This window comes from Paracoccus sp. MBLB3053 (assembly GCF_031822435.1).
Classification (GTDB): Bacteria; Pseudomonadota; Alphaproteobacteria; order Rhodobacterales; family Rhodobacteraceae; genus Paracoccus; species Paracoccus aurantius.
Map to the genome: position 1 here is coordinate 2,752,042 of NZ_JAVQLW010000001.1, position 14,520 is coordinate 2,766,561.

Sequence of the window (14,520 nt, forward strand, 5' to 3'; positions counted from 1 at the left end):
ACTGGGAGGATCAGACCGCGATCTGGTCACCGATCTCGCTGGGGCTAGCCAATCCTTCGCGAATTGCCGCAGGAACCAATCGACGGGCGGAAATCCGAGGGAGCTGCATCTCAGAGATGACGCGCTCTTGGCCATAGATGGCTTCATATTCGTGATAGTTATCGAAGGCGCGTCGGCCAACATAGTCGACAAAGGTTTCGGCCGCGGCACCATTTGCCAGGATCACATCGTGCAGCTCGGTTTCGACATGATAGTAGGTTACGCGTTCCGGCAGCGCACCGAATGGCTCGAATACGATGCTGCTGCCGTTCACGAGCGCCCCGGCATTGATCGCCAGGTCGCCGATGACAAGGGCATGCTCTGCGGTCAAGACGAGGTCGCTATGTGGCACCCCTTTTCCAAGCGCCCCAGCCTTGACGCGCACCGGAACGAAGCGCTCTGCTGGTGTGAATACCTTGCTCAGCGTCTGACGTCCGATCCACTTGACTTCGACGCTGCGACCTTCGGCTGTCTTGACGAGATCTCCGATGGTCAGGTCTTCAACCTTCACCTCACCGGTTGGGGTAGCGATCAACGTTCCTGCGGCAAAGCATTCCGGATAGGGATCGGTGTTGATGTCATCGGCCGTGAAATCGCCTGGATAGCTCGACGTGTCCGATGAGGCGGAGACGACATAGACCGTGCCGTTTCCCGAGGTATTGGTAAAGATCAGGTAATCATTTCCGTCGATGGTGGTGACGCCTTGGTAGATACCGGCCAATCCCGCGGGACTGCTCGCATTTTCGCCAACTTCGAAATCGCTATTGTCGAGCGACCCGCCATCGGTTGTCGTCAACGTGGTATCATAAACCAGAGGGCTTTCGGCAATGACCGAGCCCTGTACTCCTGATGTGTCACCCTCAATGAGCGTGTACGTCGCGGGGTCTGTGCTGTTATCCACTTGATAAAGAGAAGCGGAGCCGATGTCGTAACTAGCAGGCATGGAGAGGGTTCCTTCAGATACTGGCAAATGTTTTGTCTGTACTGGAATTGCGTCGGCATGGTCGCCTAAGTGATACTACAGCCAACCTGACCTGATAACGCGCATCATCACGATCAGGCGATCGAATGGAAATTTTGTCAAGCTCACACTGCACTTCCAGGCATTTTTACCAGTTGCATGGTTGGATCTCGCTAGGCCGACCAAGGGCTGCGGGACATTTAAGCTCGATCAGCCACCGAAGAGCGAATTATGCGGGTTCGGACGCAATTTTTTTTTCTCCTAGCATCAACCAAAGTCCCTGTTGACTGCGAGGAGGCGCGTGCCCAAGCTTTCACAATCCGTGGTTAGATCTGTCCGATCGTCTTCCTCGGATATGCGCTGGCAGGCGCGGAAGTCTCGTCCGCCCAGGTGGACGAGACTTCTTTATTGCTTAGTGCCTGATGTATTCAGCGCGCCATTGTTTTGGCACAGATCTGCCCATTCCAGAACTACAGCATTGACTAAAGCTGTGCCCCGAGCAAACATGCACCTGAAGAGGGAAAAACGAGAGAGTCGGGAAACTTCATCCGCCATAGGTGAGGTTTCCCATTTTATGTATCGAGAGGTGACGTCCAAGCGACCTCTCGTTATGCTCTTGATCAGAAATTTGAATTGGAGCGGCGTACAATATATCCGAAACGCTCTCGAAAGTTATTAAGGTGGACATGATCGGGAGAAGCCTCGCTTTATTGGGCGAGGCTTTTCTCATGTTTGACGGTTTCATTCTGGTTGCGGGAACCGACATGAGAAGACCTCGGAACACGCAGCACGCATTCGCTTTGTAAACCCATGAGCCTGATTGTCTCCGATCTGCGCGCGGGGCCGCCAATCGAGAAAAGCACAGCCATTGACAGCGGCCTAGTTCCGCAGCAGCCGACGCAAGCACAGCCACCAGTTGCTCGAAAGACGAGCAGAGGCCGAGAGGCCTATCCCTGATAATGCGGGCCTCTCTTTTTCTCAGAACATATTTGCAGGGTGCGGCGGTCTGGGCTCGCACCTCAAAATGCAACCTGCTGAATAATAGCTGTCGACGTAGCGAGAGGCGCGCCCGCACCGTAACGTTCGCGCATGAGCTTGTGCCCCATCAGATCCGCCCTGATCCGCTCATCCACGCCGGCCGCCAAAAGCCGATCCTCGAAGCTGTGGCGAAGCCCATACATCGAATGCTCAGCTGTTTCCATCAGGCCATTCTCACGCAGGAACTTGTTCACGGCGCCGCTAAGGTTTCCGCTCGCCCGATAGCGTGGGAACCCCTCGGGATGTTGCTTCATAGCTTCAAGGCTGACACCGAGAAGCGGGATCTTGCGCCGCGAATGGATCGTCTTGAGATGACGGCCTTCCGGCTCGATCGAAATATGTGGCCACTCATGACCCAGCTGGATGTGGTGGGGCAGAAGTCCGGCGATCTCGGCAGGACGACAGCCGGTATTGATCATGATCAGCAATATGGCGCGCGCCTGGTCGTTCATCCCATCCAAAGCGCCGGGCTCGAGAAGGCGATCGCGGATCCAGGCATCGGAAAAGGGCAGACGCGTATTCTGTTCGCCTTCCGTAAAAGCCAGCTTCTCGACCGGTAGATCGATATGCAGCCGCTTCATCTCGTTGACGGTCCGCAGGATATTCACCAATGCGGAGATGTCCTTGTTGGCACTATTGGCGGTCATCGCCTCGTCCCGGATACGCTCCCACCACCATTGCCGAAAGTCGAGCATGTGATCGCGGGTGATATCTTCGAGCGCCAGGTCGCCGATGATCTCGACGAAATTACCGATCGCGCGCTTGCGCTGGTTCTTCCAGATCCGGAGCTGGTTGGCATCCTTGCCATGTACCCGCTCCTCGGAAAGTCGCCAGAATTCGGCAAGCGCGCCAGTTACAGTAAGGCGCGGCGCCGCGACGAGGCCCAATACGGCTTCTGCATCTCTGGGTTTGATCTGGCCTTCCCGGCTTCGAACAGCCTTCATGCGATCGACGATTTCTCCCAGCGGCTGGCGTGCCACCTGGGGAGCAGAAGCGAACCGGAAGCCATGTGCCTGGGCGAGGTCGCGCGCGGCATCGAAACGCGCCATTGCGTCTTCGGATTGGCCCTTGAGGCGCGCCTCCCAGCCCAGCTTCTGCAGATCCCACACCGCCGGTACCTTCGCCTCGGCTTCCGCGCGTGAATCTGTCTTGAGAGACACGACGAACCAGTCGCGAGAATCGATTGCACGATATCGGGCAGGTACACGCCGCTTCAGGTAATAGGTAGTGCCACGAATGATGAGAGACATAGGGCCGAAAATGGCCGATCTGCGCCCTCGCCACAAGCCATCTGATGCACAAAAAGATGCGCAAATTGTTGTACAATTTTCCGCTCCACTCCAAATTTTCACATTAGGAATTCCAGCTAATGCGCTGAAAACACTTCGTAATCTGCAAATTTTCAGGATTAGGATTTGGAGCGGGTAGCGGGAATCGAACCCGCGCCAAGAGCTTGGGAAGCTCGTGTGATACCATTTCACCATACCCGCGCAGACGATCCGATAACATTGCGCAGGCGACCACTTCAAGCCCAATCTTCGGGAGAGAGGCAACCGCGCATCCGGCGCGGGTTATCGAAGCCTCTATCGCGTTGCTGCCGCGCACGGATGCACCGCGCAACGCCTTGTGTCATATTGGGGATTGATCATCCCCGGCAAACCCGTCGTTATATCCCTGAGTCAGCATATGCCCGGAGCATCTTCATGTCAGCGCTCTCGCGCCGCATTGCCATTGCCATTGCCTTGCCGCTTGCAGCAGGACTGGTTCCGCATCCTTCCTGGGCACAGGCGCCCGGCGGGGGAATGCCCCCGCCCACGGTCACCGTCGTGACACTTCAGGCCCAGGACGTGCCCTTGACGACCACCCTGCCCGGCCGCGTCACTGCCTCGGCCGAGGCCCAGGTCCGGCCACAGGTCAATGGCATCGTGACCGAGCGCCTGTTCGAGGAAGGCCGGACGGTCAAGGTGGGTGATCCGCTGTTCCGGATCGACAAGACCACCTATGAGGCTGCCGTGGCGCAGGCCGAAGCTGCCGTTGCCCAGGCGGTAGCGCAGGCCGACAATGCCGACCGCGAAGCCGAGCGCGTCGGGGCATTGCGCGATCGGCGTGTCGCGAGCGAAAGCACGACGGAAAGCGCAATCGCCGCCCGCGATGCGGCGCGCGCCGCCGTGAAGGTCGCCGAGGCGCAGTTGCAGACGGCGCGGATCGAGCTTGACCGCACCACAATTCGGGCCGAGCTGGATGGCGAGATCGGCCTTGCCCAGACCAGCCAGGGCGCCCTTGTAACCGCAAGCCAGGCGACGCCACTTGCCGTGATCCGCACGCTTGACCCTGTCCATGTCGACGTGACCCAATCCGCCGCCGAGATCATCCGCTGGCGCCGCCAGATGAAACTGGAACCCCAGACGGCGCTGGATCGCAAGGTTACGCTGAGGCTTGCCGATGGCACGGAATATGGCGTCAACGGCACGCTGACCGCAGCCGAGCCATATGTGAACGAAACCACGGGCGTGGTGACGCTGAGGCTTGCCTTTGCCAATCCAGATCGCTTGCTTCTTCCGGGCATGTATGTCCAGGCGGTTGTGCAGCAGGCGATCGCGCGCGGCGTGGTTCTTGCCCCGCAGGAAGGTGTCAGCCGTGACCGCCGGGGAGAGCCGATCGCCCTTGTCGTCAATCCCGAAGGGGTCGTCGAACAGCGATCGCTGAGCATTCTGCAGGACCTCGGCAACGCCTGGGTCGTGAGCGAAGGCCTTGTCGAGGGCGATCGCCTGGTTGTCGAGGGGCTGCAGCGCATCGCGACGGGCATGCAGGTCAATGCCGAGGAACGACAGCCCGAGAACGCCGAAACAGCCGATGCGGCCGCCCCGGCCGAAACGACCGAGCAAGCCCCCGCGGAAACCGGGGCGCAGGACGCTTCCGGCGGCTGACGCCGTCCCGAGACAATTCACACAGGAGCCTGACATGGCGCGCTTTTTCATTGACCGCCCCGTCTTCGCCTGGGTGATCTCGATTCTCATCATGGGCCTGGGCGTTCTGGCGGTTTATACCCTGCCCGTCGCCCAATATCCCCAGATCGCGCCCCCGACGGTCGAGATCCGGGCGACCTATCCCGGCGCATCGGCGGAAACCGTCGCCAATACCGTGACCCAGGTCATCGAACAGCAGATGACCGGGCTTGACGGTCTGCGCTATTTCTCGTCCAGCTCCAGTTCCGCCGGCAGTTCGACGACGACCCTGACCTTCGAGACCGGCACCGATGCCGACATTGCCCAGGTTCAGGTGCAGAACAAGCTGTCCCAGGCCACATCGCTTCTGCCCGAGGTGGTGCAGCGCCAGGGGGTCACGGTCGAAAAGTCGGCCTCGGGCTTCCTGATGGTCGTGGGCCTTATCTCGGATGACGGCCGGCTCGAGCAGGTCGATCTTTCCGACTACCTGATCTCGAACCTCGTGAACGATCTGAGCCGGGTCGAGGGCGTGGGCTCGGTTCAGGTCTTCGGTGCGCAATATGCGATGCGGATCTGGCTCGATCCCTCGAAGCTCGCAGCTTTCGAATTGACCCCGGGCGATGTCGTGACTGCGGTTTCGGCGCAGAACGCGCAGATTTCGGCAGGCGCCTTCGGCACGCAGCCCGCACCCAAGGGGCAGATGCTCAATGCCACCGTCACGGCGCAATCGCTGCTGTCCACACCCGAGGATTTCGAGCAGATCGTCCTGCGCGCCGAAGCCGATGGCGGCCTGATCCTTCTCAAGGATGTGGCGCGTGTCGAGATCGGCGCGGAAAGCTATGCGACCAACGCGCGCTATAACCGCAAGCCCTCGGCGGGTATCGCGATCAGCCTTGCCTCCGGCGCGAATGCGCTCGACACGGCCGACCGCGTAAAGGAACGGATGGAGGAATTCGCCCGCTTCTTCCCCGAAGGGGTCAGCTACGTCATTCCCTTCGACACCACCCCCTTCGTGCTGATCTCGATCGAGGAAGTGGTCAAGACGTTGGTTGAAGCCATCGTTCTGGTCTTCTTCGTGATGCTCCTGTTCCTGCAGAACTGGCGTGCGACACTGATCCCGACGCTCGCCGTGCCGGTTGTCATCCTTGGCACGTTCGGCATCCTCGCGGCACTGGGTTTTACCATCAACACGCTCACCATGCTTGCGATGGTTCTGGCGATCGGCCTCTTGGTGGACGATGCCATCGTCGTGGTCGAGAACGTCGAGCGGATCATGGAGGAGGAAGGCCTGGAGCCCCGCGAGGCGACGCGGAAATCCATGGGCCAGATTACCGGCGCTTTGGTCGGGATCGCGCTGGTCCTTTCCGCCGTTTTCGTGCCCATGGCCTTCTTCGGCGGCTCGACCGGGATCATCTACAAGCAGTTCGCCATCACCATTGCCTCGGCGATGGGGCTTTCGGTCGTCGTCGCGCTGACATTGACACCGGCGCTGTGCGCGACACTTCTGCGCAATGAACACGGCCACAAGACGCGCGGCCTGTTCGGGCTTTTCAACCGTGGCTTCGACCGCACCATGCACGGCTATGGCGCCTGGGTGAACTGGATCATCCGGCGCCCGGTCAGGATGCTCATCGTCTATCTCGCGATCGGCGCAGGGGTGGCTTTCCTGTTCCTGCGCACGCCCACGGGGTTCCTGCCGGACGAGGATCAGGGGATCATGTTCGCGCTGGTCCAGGGACCGACCGGCGCGACGACCGAGCGCACCGAGGCGGTGATCGACCAGATCCAAGACTATTTCCTGGACACCGAAAGCGAGAATGTCGATTCGATGTTCGGAGTTTCGGGATTCAGCTTTGCCGGCGCAGGCCAGAACATGGGCATCGCTTTCATCCGGCTGAAGGACTGGAAGGATCGCCCGCGTCCCGACCAATCCGTTCAGGCCATCGCCGGCCGGGCATTCCCCGCGCTGAGCCAGATCCGCGATGCCATGGTCTTCCCGATCGTGCCGCCATCGGTCATCGAACTGGGGAACGTCTCGGGGTTCGACTTCTACCTGCAGGCCCGCAGCGGGCAATCGCATGAACAGCTTCTGGCGGCCCGGAACCAGATCCTGGGCATGGCCGCGCAGGACCCCAGGATCGCCTCGGCGCGACCGAATGGGCTTGAGGACGCGGCGCAATACAACCTGGACATCGACTGGCGCAAGGCGGGCGCGATGGGGGTTTCGGCGACCGATGTGGGAAGCATGCTGTCCGTTGCCTGGGCCGGCAGCTACGTCAACGACTTCATCGACCGCGGCCGGATCAAGCGGGTCTATATCCAGGGCGAGTCGGATTCACGTGCCGCGCCCACCGATATCGAGAAATGGCGGATCAGGAACAGCTCGGGCGGGCTTGTGCCCTTCTCGAACTTTGCCGAGGGGAACTGGAGCTACGGGCCGCAGGGCCTCAGCCGCTACAACGGCGTGCCCGCCATGCAGATCCAGGGCTCACCCGCGCCGGGGATTTCCAGTGGCGGCGGCATGGCGGCGATCGAGGAAATAGGCCAGAGCCTGCCCCAGGGATTCGCCGTGTCCTGGACCGGCCTTTCGCTGGAAGAGCAAGAAGCAGGCAGCCAGACCACGCTGCTTTACACGCTGTCTCTTGCGGTCGTGTTCCTTTGCCTCGCGGCGCTTTACGAAAGCTGGTCGATCCCCTTCGCGGTGATGCTTGCCATGCCGATCGGCGTGTTGGGCGCCCTGCTGGGCGCATGGCTGGGAGGGTTCGACAATGGGGTCTTCTTCCAGGTCGGGCTGCTGACCGTGATCGGCCTGACGGGCAAGAACGCGATCCTGATCGTCGAATTCGCCCGCGAGCAGGTCGAACTCAGCGGCAAGCCGCTTTACGAGGCCGTGCTTGAAGCCGCGCGCCAGAGATTCCGTCCGATCATGATGACGTCGGTCGCGTTCTCGCTGGGGGTGCTGCCGCTGGTCCTGTCCACCGGCGCCGGGGCCAATGGCCGGAACACCATCGGCACGACGGTTCTGGGCGGAACGATCTCGGGCACGATCCTGGGCATTCTCTTCGTGCCGCTGTTCTTCGTGCTGGTCAGCCGTCTTCTCGGCCGCAAGCCGAAGCTCGAGGCCGCCCCTTCGACGCAGTGATGCCCCTGAAAAAAGGCAAAGCTTGCCGGAAACCAGTCCGAAGCCTAGTCTCTGCCTAGGGGAACTGCCGGAACCGGCAGAGGAGGAGAATGGACGCGACGGGCCAGATCGGCGCGATGCGCAAGGCCAGGCAGGCCTTGCCGCCGCGAAACATGTCACTGAGCACCATCGCGCTTGGCGGTTCTGCCATCGCATGGAGCGCGGTGTTCGTCATCATCCTTGCGGTGGTGCTGTGGAACGCGCGCGACTCGGTTCGAAACGAAACGCAATCCGCATTCCAGATGGCGACGGCCGCGGCGACGCTGCGCCTGCCGACAGCCTTCGATCGCAAGGACATGATGGCCGAGGCGGTGAAGCTCGCGGTCGAACTGCGCAGCCAGCGTCACGTCACGGCCGAATTGAGGGACCGCAGCGGCAAGACCATTGAACTGCCAACGCCCCCCTCACCCGCCCATCCTGCGCCGCAATGGTTTTCGAACCTGCTGCGCCCCGATCAGTTGCAGGACGTCATCACGATCACCCAATATCCCAATGTCGAGGGCTTGCTGGAAATCCGGACCGATCCGGCCGACGAGATCGCCGAGGTTTGGCGCGACCTGAGCGTCCTTGTGCCGCTGCTGTTTCTGACTGCCCTGGCGGCAATCGGGACCACCTTGGCGGTGAGCAGCCTCGTGTCGCGCAGGCTCGAGGCCCTGCATAATGTCCTGGGGCACATGCGCGAGGGCGATCTGGAGCAGCGCGCGCCGCGTTCCGGCCTGGCCGAACTGGATTCGCTTGGCGAAGGGATCGGGGCACTGGCCTCGCATCTCGCGCTGGAACGGGGTGAGAACCGTCGTCTGCAGGCGCGGATGATGACCCTTGCCGAGGCCGAACGTGCCCGCATCGCAAGCGATCTGCATGATGAGATGGGGCCGCAGCTTTTCGCCCTGCACGCAGCCGTGGGACAGGCCCGACGGCAGGGCGGGAGTCCCGAAATATCTGACAGTCTAGACGCCATCAGCCGCCATTCCGATGCCATCCGCAAATCGGCGCGCGCCGCGATCGACGACCTGCGCCTGACCCCGACTGACGGCGTCTCCCTCCCCGAGATGATCCAGGAGCTTGTCATCGAGTTCGAGGACATCGCGCCCGACATCTGCTTCGCCTTCCAGTCGGATCAGGATCTGCCCGAACCGGATGAGGCAGGACGGATCGCGATCTTCCGCTTCGTGCGCGAGAGCGTGCTGAATGCCCTGCGGCATGCTGGCCCCGGTGCCCTCTGGATCGACCTTGCCCTTGACGGTGCCACGCTTCTGGCGCGGGTGTCGGATGACGGCGCCGGTCCCACACCACGTGACCGGCGCGGGCTGGGCCAGGCGGGAATGCGCGACCGCGCCCTGGCGCTTGGCGCCGAATGGACCGCCCCGCAGCGTCGGGACGGGCTCACGATTACCGAGTTCAGGATCTTGCTCACATGACCATGCCCCTCGCCAAAGCAACCCCCGTGGCGCTTCGCGTCCTGATCATCGACGACCATCCGGTCGTAGCCGAGGGGTGGGACCGCATCACGCGCGGGCGGATCGATTGCGAAGTCAGCGCGGCCTCGGGCCCATGCGAAGGCTTTCGCGCATGGCGGCGCGAAGCGCCTGACGTGATCGTCATCGACCTGACGATGGGCGAAAGGAAGCTGGCCGGACTGCGCCTGATCGAGCGGCTGCGCGCGGCGGGGGCCAAGGTGCCGATCCTTGTCTTCACCATGCATCGCAGCCCGATCATTGCCCGCCGCGCATTGCAGGCCGGCTGCAACGGGATCATCATGAAGGACTTTCCTTCGGATGAAATCTGTCAGGCCCTGATCGAAGTCGCGGCGGGCAAGGACCATGTTCCCTCCGACCTCGCCCGCAAGATCGCGCTCCTTGAACGGCCCGGAGCCATGGCCGCGCCACGTCTCACCCCGCGCGAAATGGACATCCTGCGCGCCATCTCCGAAGGGCTGTCCTATCGCGAGATCGCCGAGCGGGTCGGGATCAGCTACAAGACCGTCACCAATGTCAGCCAGACGCTGAAGGACAAGCTTGGCGCGTCAAGCTTTGCCGATCTGGTCGTCAAGGCGATCCGACATCTGGAGCAGACCGGGGACGCGGTCTGACCCATGCCCCGATTGCCGAACGAAGTCGCGACCAGGCCCGGACAAGCCACCAGAACAGTGGCCAAGCGGCCCCTGATCGGCACCCGGATCCGAGAGCGCAGGCTCTTGCTCGGATGTCGGCAGATCGAGGTCGCCCAGCGCGCGAAGATTTCGGCGGCCTATCTCAACCTCATCGAACACAATCGCCGGCCGGTCGGCGAGGCCCTGCTTGGCCGGCTTGCCGCGGCGCTTGAAATCGACGCGGCCGAACTTGCCTCGGACCGGGAAGAATCGCTCATGTCCGGGCTGCGAGAGGCCGCAGCCCTCGCCGACCGCCAGAACCTGCCGATCGAGCTTGACCAGATAGCCGAATTCGCGGCGCGCTTTCCGGGCTGGGCGAGTTCCCTTTCCTTTGCCGTGCGCAGGGCTGATGCCCTTGAACGACGTCTCGTGGCCCTGTCCGACCGGATGACCCGCGACCCATATCTTCTGACCACGCTGCATGAAATCCAGTCGGCGGTGACCGTGGTGCGATCGACCGCATCTATCCTGGCCGAAACACCCGACATGGAACAGGACTGGCGCGACCGCTTTCACGCCAATCTTGAAACGGACAGCCAGCGCCTTTCGCGCACGGCACAATCTCTCGTGACCTATCTGGACAGCTTCGAGGACGAGGCCGTGCCGATGTCGCCCCAGGAAGAGGTCGAAAGCTGGGTCGAGGCCGGCCAGCCAGAGCCCGCCGACGGGCATCTTGCCTCGGACGCGGCACGCGCGCTCGCCCGCTCGGTCCTTGCCATGCAGGAACAGGATCGGGCGCTGCTTTCCGATGCAGACCTTTCGGCCGCAGTCGAGGCAGGTCATGGCAGCGACCCGGCGGCACTGGCCCAGCAGATCGGGCGACCCCTTGAGCTTGTGCTGCGACGCCTGGGCAACCTGCGTCCCGGAGAATGGGCGCGCGCGGGACTTGTCATCTGCGATGGTTCTGGCGCCACGCTGTTTCGTCATGCGGCGCCGGGATTTCCGCTTCCGCGCCCGGGCGAAGGATGCGCGCTTTGGCCGCTTTTCGAGGCCTTGGTGCAGCCCCAACTTCCCGTCGTGCGGATGATCGAAACCCCTGATGGCGCGCGCTTCATGGCCTGGGCCGTGTCCGAACGCCTTCTGCCGATGGGCTTCGACGGGCCGCCCCTGAGCCGGGCGCAGATGCTGATCCTGCCCGCGCCTCAGGGCGAGAACAGGGCCACGCTCGCCGTGGGCCCGGCCTGCCGGATCTGTCCGCGCAACGCATGCCCTGCCCGGCACGAACCCTCGATCCTGGGGCCGGCATGAAATTGCGAACCCGCCGCCTGTTCCTTGGTCGCGAAGGGTATCATCGCCGTCGCATGATCGACGCAACGCGGATCATGCCCGTCGTTTTCGCCATCTTCGTCCTGCTTCCCCCGGTCTGGCTGCCCCAGAAATTCAGCTTTGCGACGGGAACGGTCTGGTTGGCGCTGGGCTGGCTTGCGACGATCGCGCTCACGGCCGCGCTGCATCGCGCCATCGGACCCATCCGCCCGGCCGAGGAAGACGATGACACCTGAAACGCTTAGCGCGGCAGCGGTTCTCTATGTCGGCTTCATGTTTCTTCTGGCACATGCGGCAGACCGTGCGGCCGCCGCGGGACGCTGGAAGTGGATGAACCAGCCGATCATCTATACCCTGTCTCTGTCAGTCTATTGCTCGGCATGGACCTTTTATGGCGCCGTGGGCTATGCGAGCCGTTCGGGGCTTGAATTCCTCACCATCTATCTTGGTCCCGGCATCGTCTTTGCCGGAGCATGGTGGGGCGTGCGCCATCTTGTCCGGGTCGCGCGCATGCATCGCGTCACCTCGGTTGCGGATCTGATTTCCAGCCGTTTCGGAAAATCGGCAAGCCTTGCCGCTCTGGTCACCCTGATCGCGGTGACGGCGGCAACGCCGTATATTGCCTTGCAACTGCAATCGGTCTCGATGGCGCTGACCGCTTTCGCCGAGGCGGGACAGCCCCTTCCCGGCAGCGTGCCCTTCTGGACGGCAATGGGCCTGGGCGCTTTCACCATCCTTTTCGGCACGCGCAACCTGGCTGCGGATGAACGCCATCACGGCGTCGTCATGGCCATTGCGCTAGAGGCCATCGTCAAGCTCGCTGCCTTCATCGCGGTCGGCACCTATGTGTTGTGGGGGCTGGCGGATGGGCCGGCGGATATTCTCGCGCGGATCGAGCGGATGGCAAGCCAGCCCGAGGGCACGGGCTGGACGATCAAGCCGGACCGCTGGATCGTCCTCATCACGCTGTCGGGCGCGGCCGTTCTCGTGCTGCCCCGCATGTTCCAGGTGCTCGTCGTCGAGGCCCATGACGAAGACCGCCTGCGCCAGGCCGGCTGGGCATTTCCGCTGTATCTCTTCATCCTTTCGTTTCTCGTCCTGCCGATCGCGGTCATCGGGGACGAGTTGCTGCCGGCGGGATCGAACCCGGACCTGCACGTTCTTGCCCTGCCCCTGTCGCAGGGCAAGGACAAGCTTGCGGCATTCGCCTTCATCGGCGGGTTTTCATCGGCCATGTCCATGGTCGTCGTCAGTGCCATCGCGCTTTCGACGATGATGGCGAACCATTGGCTCGTGCCATTCTGGCTGTGGCTCAGACATGGCGGTTTCAGGGCCAAACCCCTGCCCGGCGCCACGCGCGAGGATCTGAGGGTGCTGATGCTGAACGCCCGCCGCCTTGCCATCCTGTGCATTCTTGCCGCGGGCTGGGCCTATCACCGGATGTCGGGCGGAACATCGGCGCTTGCCGTGATGGGGATCGTCGCCTTTTCGGGAATGGCGCAGGTGCTGCCCGCGATGACGGCCGGGCTGTTCTGGCGCGGCGCGACAAGGCGGGGGGCGATCGCGGGCATTTCCGCCGGCTCGCTGATCTGGTTGTGCATGATCTTCCTGCCCTCGCTCGGCCTGCTGCCCCATCCGGTCATCTCGATCGGGATAGATCCCTTCGCCGGAACCGTTCTGCTGGCGCTGACGGTCAATGTCGCTCTGCTGACGCTTGTCTCCCTGTTCGATTTTCCCCACCCGGTCGAAAGAATGCAGGCGCTTTCCTTCGTCCATGCAGTTTCGCCCGACAGCACGCCGCGAAACTCGACGGATGATGCCGGCTCCGAGGCCCTGCTTGCGCTGGCCGGGCGGCTCTGGGGCAGCGACCGCGCGCTTGAGGATTTCCAGAACGCGGCGGCCCTGCAGGGGAAATCGGGCTATCTGCCGGATCTGACCCCTCGTTTCCTGTCGGATTTCGAACGCCAGCTTGCCGGCACGGTCGGCGCGGCTACGGCCGGTGCGCTGATGTCCCGGGTCGCCGGGCACGGCAATATCACAGTGGCGGATCTGATGGATGTGGCCGGTGAGGCCAGCAGGGCAAGGGCAGACAACCTGCGCCTTGAAAACGCGACCGAAGAACTGGAACGCGCCGCACGCAAGCTGCGGGAGGCGAATGAGAAGCTGACTGTCCTGTCGCAGCAGAAAGACGCCTTCCTGGCGCAGATCAGCCATGAATTGCGCACCCCCATGACCTCGATCCGCGCATTTTCCGAGTTTTTGCGCGAACCCGACCTGCCGCAGCAGGAACGCGACCGCTTCGCCAGCATCATCCATGACGAGGCCGGCCGCCTGACCCGGCTGATCGACGACCTGCTCGACCTTGCCTTGCTTGAAGGTGGACGGGCAAAGATCTCGCCGACAGTCGTCAACCTGCACGATCTGATCGATCGGGCGCTGGCCTCGGCCCGCGCCTCGGGCGGGGCGCGGGATTTCACCATCCTGCGCGATCCTCCGGCGGAGCATCTCATGGTGATCACCGATGCCGACCGATTGCTTCAGGTTCTGATCAACGTGCTTGCGAATGCCCGGAAATACTGTGCCGCCGCACGGCCCGAGATCCGCATCGAAACGAAGCGCATGCGGGACGGCACGGCCGAGATCGTGATCAGCGACAATGGCAGTGGCATCCCGCCAGAACAGGCCGCGCTGATCTTCGAGAAATTCGCGCGGCTCGACGACAATTCCCGTGCCGGCGGGGCCGGTCTCGGGCTCGCCATCTCGCGCGAGATCATGCAGGCCCTTGACGGCTCGATCAGCTACCTGCCCGGCCAGGGCGGCGCGGCCTTTCGCATTCTTTTGCCCAGAAGGCCGCATCAGGTGGGCGATGGCGATCCCGCCAGGCAAGCGGCTTCGGGCTAAACGTTTTGGCAAGGTCTGGCTGCAATCATCCGGCAGAGAA

Annotated in this window: 9 protein-coding genes and 1 tRNA gene; 7 read left to right on the plus strand and 3 right to left on the minus strand. The window is 62.6% G+C overall.

Annotation, left to right across the window (positions count from 1 at the left end; all coding sequences use genetic code 11):
• Positions 1-10: 10 nt before the first annotated feature.
• The 3 genes from RGQ15_RS13735 to RGQ15_RS13745 form a co-directional block, all read right to left on the minus strand.
• Positions 11-982, minus strand: coding sequence for a Hint domain-containing protein (locus tag RGQ15_RS13735; RefSeq protein WP_311160879.1), 972 nt, complete (start codon positions 980-982; stop codon positions 11-13).
• Positions 983-2,019: 1,037 nt separating this feature from the next.
• Positions 2,020-3,288, minus strand: a complete 1,269-nt coding sequence (locus tag RGQ15_RS13740; protein WP_409201323.1) for a DUF6538 domain-containing protein — start codon at positions 3,286-3,288, stop codon at positions 2,020-2,022.
• 166 nt (positions 3,289-3,454) lie between these two features.
• Positions 3,455-3,528: transfer RNA gene (locus RGQ15_RS13745), tRNA-Gly, on the minus strand.
• Positions 3,529-3,741: 213 nt separating this feature from the next.
• On the opposite strand from RGQ15_RS13745, the gene RGQ15_RS13750 reads away from it, so the two are divergent.
• The 7 genes from RGQ15_RS13750 to RGQ15_RS13780 all read left to right on the plus strand — a co-directional run bounded on the left by RGQ15_RS13750 (position 3,742) and on the right by RGQ15_RS13780 (position 14,480).
• The gene (locus tag RGQ15_RS13750; protein ID WP_311160881.1) at positions 3,742-4,965 is read left to right on the plus strand and encodes an efflux RND transporter periplasmic adaptor subunit; all 1,224 of its coding nucleotides are present in this window, start codon (positions 3,742-3,744) and stop codon (positions 4,963-4,965) included.
• Positions 4,966-4,999: 34 nt separating this feature from the next.
• Positions 5,000-8,125 carry an efflux RND transporter permease subunit gene (locus RGQ15_RS13755; RefSeq protein WP_311160882.1) on the plus strand — a complete coding sequence of 1,042 codons (3,126 nt, stop codon included), beginning with the start codon at positions 5,000-5,002 and terminating at the stop codon, positions 8,123-8,125.
• Between the two features lie 89 nt (positions 8,126-8,214).
• Complete coding sequence (locus RGQ15_RS13760; RefSeq protein ID WP_311160883.1) at positions 8,215-9,582, plus strand: LapD/MoxY N-terminal periplasmic domain-containing protein; 1,368 nt, start codon at positions 8,215-8,217, stop codon at positions 9,580-9,582.
• Positions 9,579-10,253, plus strand: a complete 675-nt coding sequence (locus RGQ15_RS13765) for a response regulator transcription factor (protein WP_311160885.1) — start codon at positions 9,579-9,581, stop codon at positions 10,251-10,253. The genes RGQ15_RS13760 and RGQ15_RS13765 overlap by 4 nt, the downstream gene beginning before the upstream one ends.
• A gap of 3 nt (positions 10,254-10,256) precedes the next feature.
• The gene (locus tag RGQ15_RS13770) at positions 10,257-11,561 is read left to right on the plus strand and encodes a short-chain fatty acyl-CoA regulator family protein (RefSeq protein WP_311160886.1); all 1,305 of its coding nucleotides are present in this window, start codon (positions 10,257-10,259) and stop codon (positions 11,559-11,561) included.
• Positions 11,558-11,815, plus strand: a complete 258-nt coding sequence (locus RGQ15_RS13775) for a hypothetical protein (RefSeq protein WP_311160888.1) — start codon at positions 11,558-11,560, stop codon at positions 11,813-11,815. Before RGQ15_RS13770 ends, RGQ15_RS13775 begins: the two co-directional genes overlap by 4 nt.
• Positions 11,805-14,480 carry an ATP-binding protein gene (locus tag RGQ15_RS13780; protein ID WP_311160889.1) on the plus strand — a complete coding sequence of 892 codons (2,676 nt, stop codon included), beginning with the start codon at positions 11,805-11,807 and terminating at the stop codon, positions 14,478-14,480. The genes RGQ15_RS13775 and RGQ15_RS13780 overlap by 11 nt, the downstream gene beginning before the upstream one ends.
• Positions 14,481-14,520: the final 40 nt, after the last annotated feature.